Annotated in this window: 14 protein-coding genes and 1 pseudogene; 1 reads left to right on the forward strand and 14 read right to left on the reverse strand. The window is 61.9% G+C overall.

Features of this window, described 5'->3' with window-relative positions; genetic code table 11:
- Nucleotides 1–244 precede the first annotated feature (244 nt).
- From B0W55_RS24350 to arnB, 14 genes and pseudogenes are all read right to left on the reverse strand, one after another.
- Nucleotides 245–1,396, reverse strand: a complete 1,152-nt coding sequence (locus B0W55_RS24350) for an acyl-CoA dehydrogenase family protein (RefSeq protein ID WP_077048463.1) — start codon at nucleotides 1,394–1,396, stop codon at nucleotides 245–247.
- A 3-nt stretch (nucleotides 1,397–1,399) separates the two neighbouring features.
- Nucleotides 1,400–2,506: an enoyl-CoA hydratase/isomerase family protein gene (locus tag B0W55_RS24355; RefSeq protein WP_077048464.1), complete on the reverse strand. Its 1,107-nt coding sequence runs from the start codon at nucleotides 2,504–2,506 to the stop codon at nucleotides 1,400–1,402.
- Nucleotides 2,507–2,753: 247 nt separating this feature from the next.
- A complete protein-coding gene (locus B0W55_RS24360) occupies nucleotides 2,754–3,464 on the reverse strand; it encodes an HPP family protein (protein WP_077048465.1) in 711 nt (236 codons plus the stop codon).
- A gap of 156 nt (nucleotides 3,465–3,620) precedes the next feature.
- Complete coding sequence (locus B0W55_RS24365) at nucleotides 3,621–4,799, reverse strand: MFS transporter (RefSeq protein ID WP_077048466.1); 1,179 nt, start codon at nucleotides 4,797–4,799, stop codon at nucleotides 3,621–3,623.
- A gap of 94 nt (nucleotides 4,800–4,893) precedes the next feature.
- Nucleotides 4,894–5,463 (reverse strand): annotated as a pseudogene (locus B0W55_RS24370) (polysaccharide deacetylase); the annotation flags it as partial.
- Between the two features lie 66 nt (nucleotides 5,464–5,529).
- The gene (locus tag B0W55_RS24375; RefSeq protein WP_077048467.1) at nucleotides 5,530–7,143 is read right to left on the reverse strand and encodes a glycosyltransferase family 39 protein; all 1,614 of its coding nucleotides are present in this window, start codon (nucleotides 7,141–7,143) and stop codon (nucleotides 5,530–5,532) included.
- Complete coding sequence (locus B0W55_RS24380) at nucleotides 7,116–8,495, reverse strand: UDP-glucose/GDP-mannose dehydrogenase family protein (protein WP_077048468.1); 1,380 nt, start codon at nucleotides 8,493–8,495, stop codon at nucleotides 7,116–7,118. The genes B0W55_RS24375 and B0W55_RS24380 overlap by 28 nt, the downstream gene beginning before the upstream one ends.
- Nucleotides 8,492–8,893 carry a 4-amino-4-deoxy-L-arabinose-phosphoundecaprenol flippase subunit ArnF gene (gene arnF / locus B0W55_RS24385; protein ID WP_077048469.1) on the reverse strand — a complete coding sequence of 134 codons (402 nt, stop codon included), beginning with the start codon at nucleotides 8,891–8,893 and terminating at the stop codon, nucleotides 8,492–8,494. The genes B0W55_RS24380 and arnF overlap by 4 nt, the downstream gene beginning before the upstream one ends.
- Complete coding sequence (gene arnE / locus B0W55_RS24390; RefSeq protein ID WP_077048470.1) at nucleotides 8,890–9,234, reverse strand: 4-amino-4-deoxy-L-arabinose-phosphoundecaprenol flippase subunit ArnE; 345 nt, start codon at nucleotides 9,232–9,234, stop codon at nucleotides 8,890–8,892. The genes arnF and arnE overlap by 4 nt, the downstream gene beginning before the upstream one ends.
- Nucleotides 9,231–10,880 carry a lipid IV(A) 4-amino-4-deoxy-L-arabinosyltransferase gene (gene arnT, locus B0W55_RS24395; RefSeq protein ID WP_077048471.1) on the reverse strand — a complete coding sequence of 550 codons (1,650 nt, stop codon included), beginning with the start codon at nucleotides 10,878–10,880 and terminating at the stop codon, nucleotides 9,231–9,233. Before arnT ends, arnE begins: the two co-directional genes overlap by 4 nt.
- Entirely contained in the window at nucleotides 10,877–11,761 is an 885-nt protein-coding gene (gene arnD, locus B0W55_RS24400) for a 4-deoxy-4-formamido-L-arabinose-phosphoundecaprenol deformylase (protein WP_077048472.1), read from the reverse strand. Before arnD ends, arnT begins: the two co-directional genes overlap by 4 nt.
- A complete protein-coding gene (arnA, locus tag B0W55_RS24405; protein WP_077048473.1) occupies nucleotides 11,761–13,767 on the reverse strand; it encodes a bifunctional UDP-4-amino-4-deoxy-L-arabinose formyltransferase/UDP-glucuronic acid oxidase ArnA in 2,007 nt (668 codons plus the stop codon). The genes arnD and arnA overlap by 1 nt, the downstream gene beginning before the upstream one ends.
- Nucleotides 13,764–14,783, reverse strand: a complete 1,020-nt coding sequence (gene arnC, locus B0W55_RS24410) for an undecaprenyl-phosphate 4-deoxy-4-formamido-L-arabinose transferase (RefSeq protein ID WP_077048474.1) — start codon at nucleotides 14,781–14,783, stop codon at nucleotides 13,764–13,766. Before arnC ends, arnA begins: the two co-directional genes overlap by 4 nt.
- Nucleotides 14,780–15,928 carry a UDP-4-amino-4-deoxy-L-arabinose aminotransferase gene (gene arnB, locus B0W55_RS24415; protein WP_077048475.1) on the reverse strand — a complete coding sequence of 383 codons (1,149 nt, stop codon included), beginning with the start codon at nucleotides 15,926–15,928 and terminating at the stop codon, nucleotides 14,780–14,782. The genes arnC and arnB overlap by 4 nt, the downstream gene beginning before the upstream one ends.
- A 417-nt stretch (nucleotides 15,929–16,345) precedes the next feature.
- Here arnB and xerC point away from each other — a divergent pair, with 417 nt between their 5' ends.
- Entirely contained in the window at nucleotides 16,346–17,245 is a 900-nt protein-coding gene (gene xerC, locus B0W55_RS24420; protein ID WP_077048476.1) for a tyrosine recombinase XerC, read from the forward strand.
- Nucleotides 17,246–17,596 lie beyond the last annotated feature (351 nt).

Here is a 17,596-nt window from a genome sequence, read left to right on the forward strand (position 1 = left end):
GCCGTTTGCCAGTGTGTTGCGCGACAACCTGCTGGACGCGGTGGCGTCGGGTGAGGGGGAGAGCGATCTGGCGGCGTTGGGGGTGAGGGCGGTGAGGCGGTCGGGGCAGGATTGAGTTTTGTGGTGTCTATGCGGGCGCATTCGCGAGCAAGCCCGCTCCCACAGTTGATCTGCTGTGTTCACAAATGCCGTGTTCACCGCAGACCCCATGTGGGAGCGGGCTTGCTCGCGAAGCTTTTAAGCGTTACAGCAGATAGTTCTTCAGCTCGCGGGCAATCACCATCCGCTGGATCTCGCTCGACCCTTCATAGATCTGTGTAATCCGCGCATCGCGGTAGTACTTCTCCACCGGATAATCCTCCAGATACCCATACCCGCCATGAATCTGAATCGCCGATGAGCAGACCTTCTCGGCCATTTCCGAGGCGAACAGCTTGGCCTGGGAGGCCTCCGAAAGGCAGGGTTTGCCAGCAGTGCGCAGCCGTGCCGCGTGCAGGATCATCAGCCGGGCGGCGTTGATCTGCATGTGCATGTCCGCTAGCAGGTTGGCGATGCTCTGGTGTTCGATGATCGGCTTGGCGAATTGCACGCGGTCCCGGGCGTAGGCCAGGGCCGCTTCGAACGCGGCGCGGGCGATGCCCAGGGCCTGGGCGGCGATGCCGATGCGGCCGCCTTCGAGATTGGACAGGGCAATGGCCAGGCCTTTGCCGCGCTCACCCAGCAGGTTGGCTTCGGGGATGCTGCAATTGTTGAGGGTCACGGCGCAGGTGTCCGAGGCGCGAATGCCCATCTTGTGTTCGGTGCGGTCGACGATAAAGCCTGCGGTGTCGGTGGGCACCAGGAACGCCGAGATACCGCGCTTGCCCAGGTCCGGGTCGGTCACGGCGAACACGATCGCCAGTTTGGCCCGCTTGCCGTTGCTGACGAATTGCTTGGCGCCGTTGATCACCCACTGGCCGTCGCGCAGTTCGGCGCGGGTGCGCAGGTTGTGCGCTTCGGAACCGGCCTGGGGCTCGGTCAGGCAGAAGCAGCCGATGGCCTGGCCACTGGCGAGGTCCGGCAACCAGGTCTGTTTCTGTGCTTCGCTGCCGTAGTTGAGCACCGGCCCGCAGCCCACGGAGTTGTGGATGCTCATGAACGCACCGGTGGCGCCATCACCGGCGGAGATTTCCTCAACCGCCAGGGCATAGGCGACGTAATCGACATAGGTGCCACCCCATTCCTCGGGCACCACCATGCCCAGCAGCCCCAGCTCACCCATCTTCGCCACCAGGGCGTCGTCGATCCAGCCGGCCTTTTCCCAGGCCTGGGCATGGGGCGCGATCTCGCCACGGGCGAAATCCCGGGCCATGTCGCGGATCATCACTTGTTCTTCAGTCAATTCGAGGTCGTGCATGGCTCAGCTCCCGCTCTCATCGAAACCGTGGAAGAAACTCGCCACGTGCGCGGCGTCCAGCGCCTGCAGGGTCGGCGGGTTCCAGCGCGGCTGCTTGTCTTTGTCGATCAGCAAGGCGCGCACGCCCTCGATCAGATCGCCGCGCTCGAACCACTGACGGTCCAGGTGCAGCTCAAGGGCGAAGCACTGCTCGAGGCTCAGGCGACGGCCACGGCGCAGCATTTCCAGAGTCACGGCCATGGCCAGCGGCGAACGGGTCTGCAGCAGCTCAGCGGTGCTCAGCGCCCACTCATGGCTGTCGGCGACCGTCACTTCACGCAATTGCTCAACAATACTCGGCACATCCGGCAAGGCGAAGAAATGGTCGATGGCCGGGCGCAACGCTTGCAGCGGCGCGTCGGGCAGCTGCTGCACACCGAGGGTGGCCAGCAGGCCCTGAAGATCCTTCAGCGGCGTGTCGTGCCATTGCAATTGATCGAGTTTTTGGTCCAGCAGGGCGAGTTTGGCGCTGTCCAGGTACCAGTCCGCCAGGCCGCAATACAGCGCGTCGGCGGCGCGGATCTGCACGCCGCTGACGCCGAGGTAGATCCCCAATTCACCGGGAATGCGCGGCAGGAAGTAGCTGCCGCCAACGTCCGGAAAATAGCCGATGCCCACTTCCGGCATCGCCAGGCGGCTCTTTTCAGTGACCACCCGCAAGTCGGCGCCCTGCACCAGGCCCATGCCGCCGCCCAGGACGAAGCCGTCCATCAGTGCCAGAACGGGCTTGCGATAGTGGTGAAGGGCGTTGTCGAGGGCATACTCCTCGACGAAGAAATCGACGTGCAGGGTGTCGCCGCTTTTGAAACTGTCGTGCAGTGAACGAATGTCACCACCGGCGCAGAAGGCTTTCTCGCCAGCACCGCGCAGCACCACGGCATGCACCTGCGGGTCCTGCGCCCAGGCATCGAGCTGGCGGTGCAGGTTGCGGACCATGTCCAGGGTCAGGGCGTTGAGGCCGGCGGGGCGGTTGAGGGTCAGGTGACCGATGTGGTTGCGAATCTCGGCCAGCACTTCATTTTGCCTGTCATCCATGGACGACGTCCGCGGAGAAGAAACCTGAGCAGTCATCACTAACTCCCTGCTTTTATTGTTCTTTATTAAGAAGCTCGCGCGCGAGCGATGCAGGATCGTAACAGTGCAAATTTGTGATGTACAACGGGGATAATGTGCAGGTGCTGTCTGCATATTTGTAATGACTACCCCCGTAGGAGCGAGCATGCTCGCGATGGTCGTCAACGATGACGCTGGGTGTCTGATTCCCCGCGGCGCTCTCTCGTCCATCGCGAGCATGCTCGCTCCTACAGGGGGTTTATCGTCAGACGCTGGTGCGGCTCAAAACCTCACCAATACTGCGGCGCCTGGCCTGCAATTCGCTGGCGTGGATGAGCTGTTCCAGATCTTCCGGGGTCACGTCGATAAAGGCTTCCATCCCGGCCAGCGCCAGCTTCAGGTCTTCGGCGGTGATCGCCTGGCGATCCACGGGCGGATGATCGGCGGGCACCACGGCGACCGGCTCGCCGGCGCGCTTGGGGTAGCGGATGCGGGTCAGGTTGTTATAGGCCAGCGCGCTGAGCAGCATGACCAGGGCGCCGAGCATCACCGGGCCGAGGACTTTCCAGTCCATGGCGATAATCGATGGGTCCGCCACCACCAGGGTCAACGCCAGCGCACCGGCCGGGGGATGCAGGCAACGCAGCCAGCACATCAGGATCAGCGCCATGCCCGCCGACAGGCAAGCGCTGCCCAGGGTCCGTCCCAGCACGTGAGCCACCAGCAGCGAAACCACACCAGCGCTCAGGTAGCCGCCGATGATCGACCAGGGTTGCGCCAGTGCGCCTGAAGAAACGGCAAACAGCAGCACTGCGGACGCGCCCAGCGGCCCGATCAGATGCAGCGCCACCTCGAGCCCGAACACCTGGCCGCACAGCCAGACGCTGAGCATCACCCCAAGGGCCATGCCGATGGCGGCACGGCTCCATTCGGAGGGGCGGGTATTGATGGCGGCGGGCAACCAGCGTGCAAGCATACGAAACCGTTCCGTTGAAAACCTGAGGAAAAAAAAGGGCTTGCCTGGAGTTCCCAGAAAGCCCTTGAAGGTGTTCCAACTGTTGGGGGAGGAACGACGCCAGTGTGCCGCTCCTCGGGATTGCTGGCAAATTCATATTAATGAAGTTTAAGTTCATTATTTCTGATGTAAAGCCACCCGCCGTCCGCTGAGGAAGCACAGCGTGCCACCCATGGCCGTCAGGGCGCTGAGGGCATAGAACATGGTCGGGGCCGGCGTGTGCATCAGCAGGTAGCCGCCAATCACCGGGCTCAAGGCGCCGCCCAGTGCCGCGAGGTTCTGTGCGCCGTAGTAACTGCCGCGCAGTTCTTCCGGGGCCAGGGTGTCGACGAAGAGGAATTCCGCCGGGTAAATGATCATTTCCCCGAGGGTGAAGATGAACATCGCCACGCACCAGGTAACCATGCTGTTGGCCAGGCTGAAGCCGATCAGGCCGAGGATGAACAGGCTGGTGCCGGCCGCTATCCAGTAGCGCAGTTTTTCGCGGTTGAGGAAACGGCCGACCTGGTACTGCAACAGGATCACGCTGATGGCGTTGCAGGCGAGCAGGGCGGCCATGATGTCCAGGGCGTTTTTCGAATCGTGGGTCACCAGCAGGTACTGCGACAGGTACAGGGTAAAGCGTCCGTGAACCACGGTGCTGAGCAGGCAGCCGCAGGTGAACATGATCAGCGTGCGGTCGTTCTTCAGGGTGACCAGGGTCTTGAGGAAGCTTTGCGGCTGACCGATGGCCGGGGCCTGCGCCGAGTCCCGGGGGATGCCGATCATCAGGAAAATGCTGCCGAAGGCGATGGCGCCGGCGATCAGGAACGGCGCGATCGGATAGTAACCGGCGATCACTACACCGAGCATCGGGCCGGTGGCGTAGCCGATGTTGGTCAGGGTGTAGCGCAGGGAAAACGCCTTGGCGCGCTGGCCCATGGGCAGGTTTTCGCTGAGGATCGCCTTGGAGCCGATGAGAAACAGCGCCGAGGCGGTTTCGGTGATCACCAGGGTGGCGGTGGTCAGGTAGAGGTTTTCGGCGAAGGTCAGCAACACGAAGCCGATCGCGCTGGAGAGCATGGCCAGGATCAGCAGTCGGCGCTTTTCCAGACGATCGATGATGTAGCCGCCATACAGCGCGAGCAGGGTCGCAATGAACACCGCGATCCCCAGCAACAACCCGACGTCCTGCTGGTTGAGGCCCAGTTTTCTGCTCAGGAACAGGGTGAGCAACGGGCTGGTGATGGCGCGGCTGACGACGATGGTCAGCGACACGATCATCAAACGGCGAATAACGAGGGAGTAGGTGGCCACGGTGAGTGCAAATGTCCTTATTCGAAGTCGTTGGTGTTGGCTCGACGACCAGGTGTCCCATTCGTGAACAGGCCCGGTCGGGCACCGCCCTCGATCATGGCAGGTTATCGCGATAGTGCCGCTCATACACCGACGCCGGATGATCCTCGGTCACTGACGCTGCCGATTCTGCCCACCATTGCGCGACTTGCGCACCGGTGGCGATCCACACGTCATCGTGCCGCAAAATCCCCTCAAGCAGCTCGCGCAATACGCCAATCCGTCCCGGCGTGGCAATGATTTCCGGATGCAGGCGCAGCACGTAGCACAAACCAAAGCGGTGAAACCCGGCGAAGTCCATCTGCAGATTGCCCAAGGTGTGGCTGTAGGAGGCGATCCGCGATTGCGCCGGTGGCACCGCCGGGCTGAGGTTGAAGGCGAAATAGGGTTCGTCCTCCAGTTCGTAATGCAGGGGCAGCTCGATGACCTCGGGCGCGGTGGGATGGGCGAATGGCAAGTCATCGCCGCGCCACGAAGAAGACCATTGGATGCCGTTGTCCCTGAGTGCTTCGATGAATCCCGGCGCGCCATTGCCGGCAGGGATGCGAAAACCGTTCGGGTGTTGGCCGGTGAGGGCTTTCAGTGCCTCGCAGCTGCGGGTGATTTCGGCGTGCTGCGCTGCCAGAGTCGATTTGAAGTCGCCGGTATGAACAAGCAACAACCTGCAGACGGGCGCCTGCCGCTCAACCGATCAATCTTTGAGAAAGTGCAGCAACACAAAATCGTTGTTATCGAATCGACCGCTCAATACCGGTTGCAGCGTACCCGCAACAGTGCCATGCAGGGCCTTGTAATCGTTCAGATCCATCATTAACCACGCCGGTCGTGCAACACTTTCCAACGCCTGGATCGACTCGGTAAACACCGGTTGCACATCTTCGTCGACATTGACCATGAACTTGATTGCCTTGGCATCTTTGCCCATGCCGTGTAATACCAGCGGCGCCGGATCTTTGTGCACGAGGGCAAGCGCCGCACGACTGAACGTTTGCGTGTCGTAGAGCCGCCGTTCGACCGGCTCGAACACCAGGATGTAAACCAGCCACAGCGCCAGCACCGCACACGCGGCCAGGGCCTGCGCACGCCATGGCGACTTGAACAGCATGACGATGGCGATGACCTGCAGCGCGCCCAGGACAATCAGCACAGAGGTCAAGGGCACGGCCAATCGTCGCTGGGCGATCAGCAGCCCGGTGATCAGAACCGTCGGCATCAATAGCCATAACCCCAGCATGGCCGCGCGCAGCCAGGTAAACACCCGGCCCTGCGCGACCTGGAATGGATACGCCGCGATGATTGCCACCATGGGCAGCATCGGCAGCACGTACCGGGCTTTCTTCGCTTGGGGAATCGACAAGCCGATCAATACGATCAACGCCGCCGCAGTGCAGCAATGCACCAGTCGCAACGCCGGGCCGGCCTGGCGTGAGTCCGTCAGCCACAGCGCGGCCAGCACCAGCAACGCCAGGGGATAGGCCAGCGCGTAGTTGCCCAGCGAACGGGTGAAGTAGTAGAGCGAGCCGCCCACACCCTCGCTGCCGTCCATGCGCCCCAGGAACTGCATGCGCACCACATCGTGCATGAATGCCGGGCCGCCGCTGCGCTCGGCCAGCCATAACAACCCGCCGACACAGGCCGCCAGCAACACCGCCGCGCTCAGGCCGAAGCCGAACAGGCGCTGCCATTGGCGATTGACCAGCAAATAACTGCACAACATGCCCGTGGGGATCACCAGGCCGATGGGCCCACGTATGCCGAAGCCCAGCACTAACAGCGCAAGGATCAACCACCCGCGCCGCGGGGCCGCACAGTGATCGGCGGCGTAGCCCAGGTAAAAAACAGCAAACGCCACTGCGCTGAGCAACAAATCCTGGGACACGGCGCGGGTTTCGGTGATGAAGGTGCTGGTCATCAGCATCAAGGCAATGCTCAGCAGCGCCCAGCGCGGGGAGCAGGGTGCCAGCAAGCGGTACATCAGCGTGACGATCACCGCGCCGGCCATTGCGCTCGGCAGCCAGGCGCTGAGGCTGTTGACTTCGCCCAAAGGCAAGGACAGTAGCCAGATGAACAGCGTCGAGACCGCCGTGTAATCGGGGTAGGGCTCTCCATAGCTGGTGGGGAAGATCGACGGCCCGTGGCGCAGCATTTCCTGGGCAAACAGCACGAACCGCGAATCGAAACCGATGGCCGCCTGTTGGTAAACCCCGGCACTGAACAGCAGCAGCGCCAGCAACCCGATGACCAGGGACTGCTGACGAATGCTCATCGTTTCAACGATCAAGCGACTACCGAGGCCGCCGGCCATTGCTGATGTGGGATCGGCAGCTTGCGCGATTCGCCGCGGCCCATCGGGAAGTACATGAAACCATGGCGGGCCAGGCGTTCGGCGTCGTACAGATTGCGGCCGTCGAAGATCACCGGGGCATTGAGCCGCTGGCGGATCAGGTCGAAATCCGGGGCCTTGAACTGCTGCCATTCGGTGCAGATGATCAATGCGTCGGCGCCGCTCAACACCGATTCCGGCGTGCCCATGAGCATCAGTTTCGATTCGTCGGGATACAGCTGCTGGGTTTCCTGCATGGCTTCGGGGTCGAAGGCCCGAACGTTCGCACCGGCCGCCCACAGTGCTTCGAGCAGCGGGCGGCTCGGGGCATCGCGCATGTCATCGGTGTTGGGCTTGAACGCCAGGCCCCACAGGGCGAAGGTCTTGCCGCGCAAATCACCCTTGTAGAACGCCTTGATGCGCTCGAACAATTTGTGTTTCTGCCGCTGGTTGATGGCTTCCACCGCTTGCAGCAAGTCGCTGGAACAGTGGGCCTGTTCGGCGCTGTGGATCAGGGCGCGCATGTCCTTGGGGAAACACGAACCGCCATAGCCACAGCCGGGGTAGATGAAGTGGTAACCGATGCGCGAGTCGGCACCGATGCCCAGGCGCACCGATTCGATGTCGGCACCCAGGTGTTCGGCCAGTTCGGCCATCTGGTTGATGAAGCTGATTTTGGTCGCCAGCATGCAGTTGGCGGCGTATTTGGTCAGCTCGGCGCTGCGCAGGTCCATGAACATGATCCGGTCATGGTTGCGGTTGAACGGCGCGTACAGGTCGCGCATCACGTCGCGCACTTCATCGCGTTCGCAGCCGATGACGATGCGGTCAGGGCGGCGGCAATCGGCCACGGCCGAGCCTTCCTTGAGAAACTCGGGGTTGGAGACGATATCGAACTGCAGCAGGCGCCCGACCTTGATCAGGCATTTGTCGATGTGCTCGCGCAAGGCGTCGCCGGTGCCCACCGGCACCGTGGATTTCTCCACCAGAATCACCGGTTGCTCACGGTGTCGCGCCACGGCTTCACCCACCGACAGCACGTAGCGAAGATCCGCCGAGCCATCCTCCCGGGACGGCGTACCGACCGCGATAAACAGCACCTGGCCATGTTGCACGGCGAATTTTTCGTCGGTGGTGAACTGCAACCGATTGGCGTCCAGGCCTTCGCGCACCAGGCTGGCCAGGCCAGGTTCGAAAATGCTCACATGGCCCTGTTGCAGCAACTCGACTTTGTTTTTGTCAATGTCCATGCACACCACGTCATGGCCGACTTCAGCCAGGACGGCGGCCTGGACCAGGCCGACATAACCGCTACCAAATACACTGATTTTCATGGAACACTCCTGGGTTCAGGCGCGTGAACGGGTCGAGAGTTGATGGTGATGACGCCAAGGATGACCAGCGCCACTCCGAGGCTTTTGGACAGGCTGAAGGTTTCGTTGAACAGCGGCAGGCTGGCGGCGGCCAGATAGACCAGGGCATAGCTGATGCTCAGCAGCGAGTAGGCTCGCCCCAGGGGCAGGTCCCGCAGGGCGAGAAGCCAGCAGAGCATCGACAGGGCGTAAGCCAGGATCGCGCCCAGCACCACCGCGACTGCACCGAGATGAATGTCGGCGCCGGGCCAGTGTTCGGGGGAGGGCAGGCGACTCATGCTCCAGCGCATCCCCAACTGGGCGCCGCTGACCAGCAGCACGCTGCACAGCGCAAAGGTGATGCCCCGTGGCGCGCTCATGCGTGTTGCCCCAGCAAGGCCACGCCGCCGATCACCAGGGCGACACCCAGCCAGTGACGCCGATCGATCGGCTCGCGGAACACGAAGCGCGCCACCAGGGTGATCAATACGAAGTTGAGGCTGAGCATCGGGTAGGCAATGCCGACCTCGAGGCGCTGCAGCACCAGCAACCACACCAGCAGGCCCAGCCCCAGCGCCGCCAGGGCCAGCCACAACCAGGGCGAGCGCAATTTGTCGCTAAGGTTTGTCGGCGCGCCACGCCAGCTTTCCACGGCGCACTTCTGGGCGATCTGGCCCAGGCACGTCAGCAGGCAGGCGGCCAGCAGCAGGACCAGGCTCATGGTGCCGCCTGCGGGATGATCAAAATCACAATGTTGCCTTTCTCATAACGCTTGCCATCGGTAGGCAACTGTTCAAGTTCGTGCAGTTCGTCGTCCCCCTTGATCCGCATGACCACACCCACCGAGCCCTGCTGGCGGGCGTCGTGCATCCACTGTTGAACCTGGTTGGGGTCGACGCGCTGCTTGTTGGCGTCAGGATAGGCAAGGCCATATTTCAATTCGCCTATCGTGTTGTACAAAGCCACGTTCGGACGTTGCAGCCGCCAGGCCAGGGCGGACGCCGCGCCCAGGTCATTGCTCAGCAAATGACGGGTCTGGCCGAGCTCGGCGGTGTGCTCGAGGATGAATTGATCGGGCGTTTTGTTGGCGACCACCGAATCGGGCAGGGCGGCGGGTATCAAGCCGATCAGCAGCAGGCTGCCGAAGGCCGGTGCGGCCCAGCAGCTCAAGGGGCGCAAGGCTTGCAACAGGTTGCTGATGATCCAGCCGATCAGCGCGATGAACACCAGCACCAGGTTGTGCAGTTCATGGTTGTACAGTGGCTTTTTCAGTTGCAGGTAAACCAGCCCCAGCAGCAGGAGCAGGCCCAGCGCCAGGTTGAGCAGACCATTGACCCTCAGGAAAACGCCTTGCTCAAGCTTCAAACGCTCGGCCAGGGCATGGCCCAGCAGCAAGGTCAAAGGCAACAGGCAGGGCAGGATGTAAGACGGCAGCTTGCCCTTGCTCAGGCTGAAAAACAGCAGCGGCATCACCAGCCACAACAGCAGGAACGCGGTCCTGGCCTGGTTGCGGCTTTGCCAGGCCTGCTTCAGTGCCGGTGGCAACAGGCCCACCCACGGCAGGCTGAACGCCACTAGCAGCGGCAGGTAATACCACCAGGGGGCGTCATGCTGGGCATCGTCCCCGGCGAAGCGGCGGATGTGCTCGTGCCAAAAGAAAAACCGCCAGTAGTCCGGCTCCCGGGCGTGCACCGCCAGTGCCCATGGCAGGCTGACGACGATGGCCACGCCGATCGCCAGCGGACCGTAGGTCAGCAACTCGCGCCAGCGCTTTTGCCAGAGCATCCAGGGCAGGGCGATCAGTACCGGCAGCAGCCAGGCGAGGAAACCCTTGGTCATGAAGCCCATGCCGCACGCCAACCCCAGCACCGCCCAGCCGAGCATTCGTTTGCCGCCAGTGGTGCTGTCCAGCGCGAACCACAGCGCCACCAGGCTCAGGTTGACCCAGAAAGTGAATTGCGGATCGAGGTTGGCGTAGCCGGCAGCACCGGCAACGACGGTGAGGCTCATGTACAGCAGTGCACAGACGAAACTTTTGCGCGGATCGCTCCATAAACGGCGGGCGATCAGGTAGCACAACACAACGCTCAGAGCGGTGCTGAACGCCGAGGCAAAACGCACACCGAACAGGTTCTGGCCAAACAGCGCCTGACCGATGGCGATCATCCAGTAGCCGGCTGCCGGTTTCTCGAAATAGCGCACGCTCATGAAGTGTGGCGATACCCAGTTGCCACCCAGCAGCATGTCCTGCCCGATCTGGGCATAGCGGGTTTCATCGGGAATCCACAAGCCATGGCTGCTCAGGGGCAGCAGGTAAGCCAACGCCATGAGCACCAGCAGAAACGGTAATGCCCAGCGTCTGCTCATGCGCCTTGCACTCCCAGCCAGCCTTCGCGACCGTTGAGTACGCCACGCACCACGCGGCCGCGGGGCAGGTTGCCAGGTGTCTCGGGCAGCCTGTTGCCCAAGGGTTCAAAGACGATGCCTCGCTGGCGCGCATCGGCCAGCAGTCGGCGAAAATCATTGGCCATCAGAATCCCTTCCACTTCTGCATGAATGGTGTAGACGTTGAGGTGTTGCGGGGCGAAGCGATCGAGGATGAAGGCGTTGAAGTCCTTGGCGGCAAGGTGCGGGCCGACCACTTCATCGAACGTCGGCAGGTCCGCCGGTATTTGCGGCGTGCCCGCACGGCCGTCGGCCAGGATCGGCCGGAACAGGCTTTGGCCCCGGCAATCGCTGTTGTAGCGAAAACCGAAGGCCTGCTTGGCTTCGATCACGCGCTCGTCGGCACGCCAGCCAGCGGCGGCCGAACAGTGGATTTTTTCCCCCAGAATGTCGTTGAGCGTGTCCACGCCCTTGCGAATCTGCTCGATCAACCGGATGTTGTCCCAGCGTCCGGCATTCGCCTGCCAGCCATGGTGATCCCAGGCATGCAGGCCGATTTCATGACCGGCATCCCGGGCCCGGCGCATCAGATGCCCCAGGTCGCGGCCGATGGGTTTGCCGGGCCAGGCCGTGCCGGCCAGCAGAATGTCCCAGCCGTACAGGCCAGCGGCGTTGGAACGGAGCATTTTCCAGAGAAACTGCGGGCGGATCAGGCGCCACAGGTGGCGCCCCATGTTGTCCGGACCAACGCTGAAAAAGAACGTCGCCTTGACCTGCGCTTCGTCGAGCATGTCCAGCAAGCGGGGCACCCCCTCACGGGTGCCTCGGTACGTGTCGACATCGATACGAAGACCTGCCTGCATCAGCGTGCTTCTTCTTTGTGTGACTGCGCGTTTTCGAGCATGGCCTCACGCAAGAAGAAATCCAGGGTATTGCCGATGGTCTCGCTCATCTGCACGGTCGGCGTCCAGTCCAGCAGGCGCTTGGCGTTGGCGATGCTCGGCTTGCGGTGCGACACGTCCTGGTAGCCATTGCCGTAGAACGCCTTGCTTTCTATATCGCGAAAACCGGCGAACGGCGGGAAGTGCTTGCGCAGCGGATGGGCTTCGAACTGGCGCAACAGCTCTTCGCCCAACTGGCGGATGCTGGCTTCGTTGTCCGGGTTGCCGATGTTGATGATCTGGCCGTTGCAGACGTCGTTGTCGTTGTCGATGATCCGCGCCAGGGCTTCAACGCCGTCGGCAATGTCGGTGAAGCAGCGCTTTTGCTCGCCGCCGTCGAACAGGCGAATCGGCGTGCCTTCAACCAGGTTGAGGATCAACTGGGTAATGGCCCGGGAGCTGCCGATGCGCGCCGAATCCAGTCGATCCAGGCGTGGGCCCATCCAGTTGAAGGGACGGAACAGCGTGAAGTTCAGGCCTTTCTGGCCATAGGCCCAGATCACCCGGTCGAGCAATTGCTTGGAGATCGAATAGATCCAGCGCTGCTTGTTGATCGGGCCGACGACCAGGTTGGAGGTGTCTTCATCGAATCGCTCGTCCTGGCACATGCCATAGACTTCCGAGGTCGACGGGAAAATCACCCGCTTGTTGTATTTGACGCAGTAGCGCACCAGCTTCAGGTTTTCTTCGAAGTCCAATTCGAACACCCGCAGCGGGTTGCGCGTGTATTCGATCGGCGTGGCGATGGCGACCAGCGGCAGGACCACGTCGCATTTCTTGATGTGGTACTCGATCCACTCCGAGTGAATGCTGATGTCGCCTTCGACGAAGTGGAAGTTCGGGTGGCTGCGCAGGCGCTCGATGGCGTCCGAGCCGATGTCCAGGCCATACACCTCGTAGCGGTCATCGCGCAGCAGGCGTTCGGACAGGTGATTGCCGATGAAACCGTTGACGCCAAGGATCAGCACGCGAGTGCGGCGCGGCGCACGACCGGACTCGGCGCCACGCAACACCGAGCCGTCCACCAGCCCCAGTTCATTGGCCAGTTGCGGACCACTGAGGTACAGGCCGTTGTGGTTGCGCTGGCCGGCGTTGATCACCAGCGAGTCTTCACCGCAGGCGATGCGCAACGGATCGACGCTGATGACCCGGCCCGGTGCCAGGCCATCGTTGCCCCTGACCACCTCGGCGCTCCAGACGATCAGTTTGTGCTCGCCCACCGCACAGAAAGCCCCCGGATAGGGTTGGGTCACGGCGCGGACAAGGTTGAACAACTGCTCGGCAGGCCGGCTCCATACCAGTTTTCCATCAGCCGGGGTGCGGCGACCGAACACAGTGGCCTTGCTCTCGTCCTGCGGGGTTTCGCTGACCTTGCCCTGCAGCAATGCCGGCAAGGTGTCGCGCAACAGGTCGCTGGCGGCCACGCGCAGCTTGCCATGCAGGCTCAGCGCGGTGTCGTTGCGCTCGATGGCCACCCGTTGCTGGGCGAGGATGGCGCCAGCGTCGGCGCGCTTGACCATGCGGTGCAGCGTCACGCCGGTCTCGGTTTCGCCGTTGACCAACACCCAGTTCGCCGGGGCGCGACCACGGTAGCGTGGCAGCAACGAGCCGTGCAGGTTGAAAGCGCCTTTGCGGGCCGTGGCCAGCAGCGGTTCGCTCAGCAGGTGGCGGTAGTAGAAGGAGAACAGGTAGTCGGGATCGAGTTTGGCGATGCGCTCGATCCACAGTGGGTGATTGACGTCTTCCGGGGCGTGTACGGCAATGCCTTTGCGTGCGCACAGCTGTGCCACGGAACCGTAGAACGTGTTTTCCGTGGGGTCATCGGCGTGGGTGAACACTGCGGCGATGTGGTAACCGGCTTGGAGCAGGGATTCAATACCGGCGCAGCCAATATCGTGATAGGCGAACACAACAACGTTTGCAGTCATGGGAGTACTCGATCGGCAGAAGTGGAGGTGCGGTCGTCAACGGCGACCACGCAATCAGGGGAGGCGGATGGGCTGCGCAATACCTTTTCAACGAAGAAACGCGGGCGGGCGCGCACATCGCTGTACATGCGCCCCAGGTATTCACCCAGCAGGCCCATTCCGATGAACTGGCCGCCGGTGAACACGAACAGCACCGCGAACAGCACGAACATGCCGTCGCCGGCCCAACTGGCGCCGAACACCAGGCGCAGCACGATCAGCATCATGGCGAACAGCACACCGAGCCCGGCCATGGTGAAACCGACGATGCTCAACAGGCGCAGGGGGGTGGTGGTCATGCAGGTGATCAGGTCGAACATCAGGTTGATCAGACGCATGGGGCTGTATTTGGAATCGCCGTGTTCGCGCTCGGCGTGGGTCACGGGGATTTCCGTGGTGTGGCGGGCGAAGCTGTTGGCCAGAATCGGGATGAAGGTACTGCGCTCGCGGCAGGCGAGCATGGCGTCGACGATGCTTCTGCGGTAAGCGCGCAGCATGCAGCCGTAGTCACTCATGGCCACGCCGGTGGAGCGCTGTACGGCCAGGTTGATCAACTTCGACGGCCAGCGGCGCAGGGCCGAATCCTGGCGGTTGCTGCGTACCGTCGCGACCACGTCATAGCCCAGTTCGGCCTGGGCGACCAGGCGCGGGATTTCTTCGGGCGGGTTTTGCAGGTCGGCGTCGAGGGTGATCACCACGTCGCCCTTGCAATGCTCGAAACCGGCCATGATGGCCGCGTGCTGGCCGTAGTTGCGGTTCAGAATGACCGCAACCACCGGGCTGCCCGGGCGTGAAGCGGCTTGCTCCAGCAGGTAGGCGCTATCGTCGCGACTGCCGTCGTCGACCAGCACGATTTCGTAGGCATGGTGCAAGAGCGTGCACGCCGCCTCGGTGCGGCGCAGCAGTTCAGGCAAACTCGCTTGTTCGTTGTAGACCGGGATCACGATCGACACGAAATGGATGGGGTAAGGTCTCACGGGCGTGCGTCCAGGCAGTTTTCAATGGCACCGACGACGCGCTCGACGTCATCGAGGGTCATGTCGGGGAACAACGGGATCGAACACAGTCGTGCCGAGTTCCATTCGGTGTCGGGCAGGTGAACATCGGGGAAACGCTGGCGGTAATAGGTGTGCAGGTGGGTGGCGACGAAGTGGATGCCGGTGCCGATGTTCTGGTCCTGCAAGGCCTTCATGAAGGCTTCGCGGTCCAGCCCGCAGCGTTCTGCGTCGATGCGCAGGATGAACAGGTGCCAGGCGTGTTGTTGCACATGGGCAGGCATGGCCAGGGGCAGCACCGGCAGGCCTTCGAGGCGCTGCAGGTAAGCGCTGGCCAATTGCGTGCGCTTGGCGTTGATCTCGTCCAGCCGCTGCAGTTGCACCAGGGCGATGGCGGCATTGATGTCGGCCAGGTTGTACTTGAAACCGGGTTCCACAACTTGCGCCTGAGGCTTGCGACCATGGGTCAGGCGGTCGTAGGCGTCAACGCCCAGGCCGTGGAACTTGAGCATGCGCACCCGCGAGGCCAGTTTTTCGTCGTCGCTGACGAACATGGCGCCCTCGGCGCAGGTCATGTTCTTGATCGCATGGAACGAGAAAATCGCCGTGCCCCGGGCGCCGACGTGGCGGCCTTTGTACAACGTCCCGGCGGCGTGGGCAGCGTCTTCGATCACCGCTATGCCATGTTTGTCGGCCAGCGCATACAGCGGATCGAGATCGAATGCGGCGCCGGCATAATGCACCGGGATGATGGCTTTGGTGCGTGGGGTGATCGCCGCTTCGATGCTCGCCAGGTCACTCATCAACGTGTGGCGGTCAACGTCGACGAACACCGGGGTGGCGCCCAGCAGACAAATCATGTTGGCCGTCGATACCCAGGTCTGCGACGGGGTAATGACTTCATCGCCCGGCCCGATCCCGAGCGCCAGCAGAGTGATGTGCATGCCGCCGGTGGCGGACGACAGTGCAACGGCGTGGCGACAACCGACATAGGTGGCGAAGTGCTCTTCCAATGCCTGGTTTTTCGGTCCGGTGGTGATCCATCCCGAGCGTAGAACTTGTTCTACGGCTGCGATTTCTTCATCGCCGATACTTGGGCGGGAGAAGGGGAGAAAAGCCTGAGTCATGCACACCTCTTGGCCGAAACGTGATTGTTCGTGGAGTTTTTTTGCGGATCCGTTTGCAGCGTAGATCATGAAACTAAAGTTGCTTCAAAGGCTTAGTTGAGAAAGTTGAGCATTCTCGTCAGTTGACTTTTCCTGCCCTGGGCGGCAGGTTGTGAGCACCTCGAGACCAAACCCCATCGCTGGAGGCTAGGCCCGATTTCGTCAATAAAACATGAAAACCCGGTGGGAAATTTGTTTATCTGAAACTCATTAAGCGCCAGTTCAGAATTGCAGGACTTACGGTCATTCGTCTCGGAAAAGTCCTACGAAAGTTTCGCTGTATATGAATGTTGTTTCATTTCTTAGTTGTGACTGACTTCTTATTCAAGGCCGTTTCGTTTGATTGACTTACCCGTTGCCGACTTGCCCGCCTTAACCATGAACCCGCTGACGGTGTACCTGGCGCGACTGGCCCCCTCGAGCCAGATGACCATGCGCTACGTGCTGCAGGATGCCGCCGATCGCCTGGGTTTCGAGGAAATGAACATCCAGGAAATTGCCTGGCACCGGTTGCAGCCCGAGGATGTGATTGCGCTGGTGGCAACCTTGCGTGCCGACGGTTATGCGCCCAACACCTCGTCGTTGTATGTCAATGCGGTGCGCGGGGTGATGAACGAAGCGTGGCGTATGAGCCTGATCAGCCAGGAACACTTGCTGAAGATGCGCTCGGTCAAGGGCATCGCCGGTACGCGCCTGTCCCAGGGGCGCAATCTGCGGCGCACGCTGATCCGAGAGCTGATGGACGTCTGCGAAGCCGATCCACGGCCTCAGGGCCTGCGGGACGCGGCAATCATTGCGATCCTGTATGGCTCGGGAATGCGCAAGTCGGAATCGGTGAACCTGGATCTGAATCAGGTGGATTTCACCGAGCGCAGCCTGCGGGTCACGGCCAAGGGCAACAAGCAACTGATCAAATATGCCCCGGCCTGGGCCTTCGCCAAACTTGAGGCCTGGTTGGCATTTCGCCGCACGCAACTCAAGGAAGGTGAAACGGATGACCCGTTCCTCTTCAACCGCATTCGTCGCGGCAGCCATATCACCCGAGAGCGCATCACCAAGCACGCGATCTATTACATCGCCCGCCAGCGCGGCGCGCAGGTAGGCGTGCAAATCATGCCCCATGATTTCCGCCGCTCGTTCATTACCCGGGTCATCGAGGAACACGACCTGTCGATCGCACAGAAACTGGCCCACCACAGCAATATCCAGACTACGGCCAACTATGATGTGCGTGATGATAATGAGCGGCGGCGGGCGGTGGATCGGTTTGATCTGTAGGAGCGAGCTTGCTCGCGATGGACGTTAACGATGACGATGGCTGCCTGACTCCCCGCGTCGCCTGGACGACCATCGCGAGCAAGCTCGCTCCTACAGGGGGTGGGGTTGTGCGTTGGATTTGCGTACGGCTCAAAACCTGTGGGAGCTTGCCTGCAAGCGATGGCTTTGTGTCGGGTGTACATATCCATTGCTGCGGTAACGGCCACTTAGGGTTCCGCCCTGACGGCGGGTCACTTTGGTGCCCAAAGTAACCAAAGGCTTTATCCCCTGACGTCCGGTCCTGCCGACGGGGCACCTCAACATCAAAAGCGAAGCGAGGCGGCCTTCGAGCCGACCTGATCTGGGGGATGC

The organism is Pseudomonas sp. KK4, from assembly GCF_001984065.1.
GTDB lineage: Bacteria > Pseudomonadota > Gammaproteobacteria > Pseudomonadales > Pseudomonadaceae > Aquipseudomonas.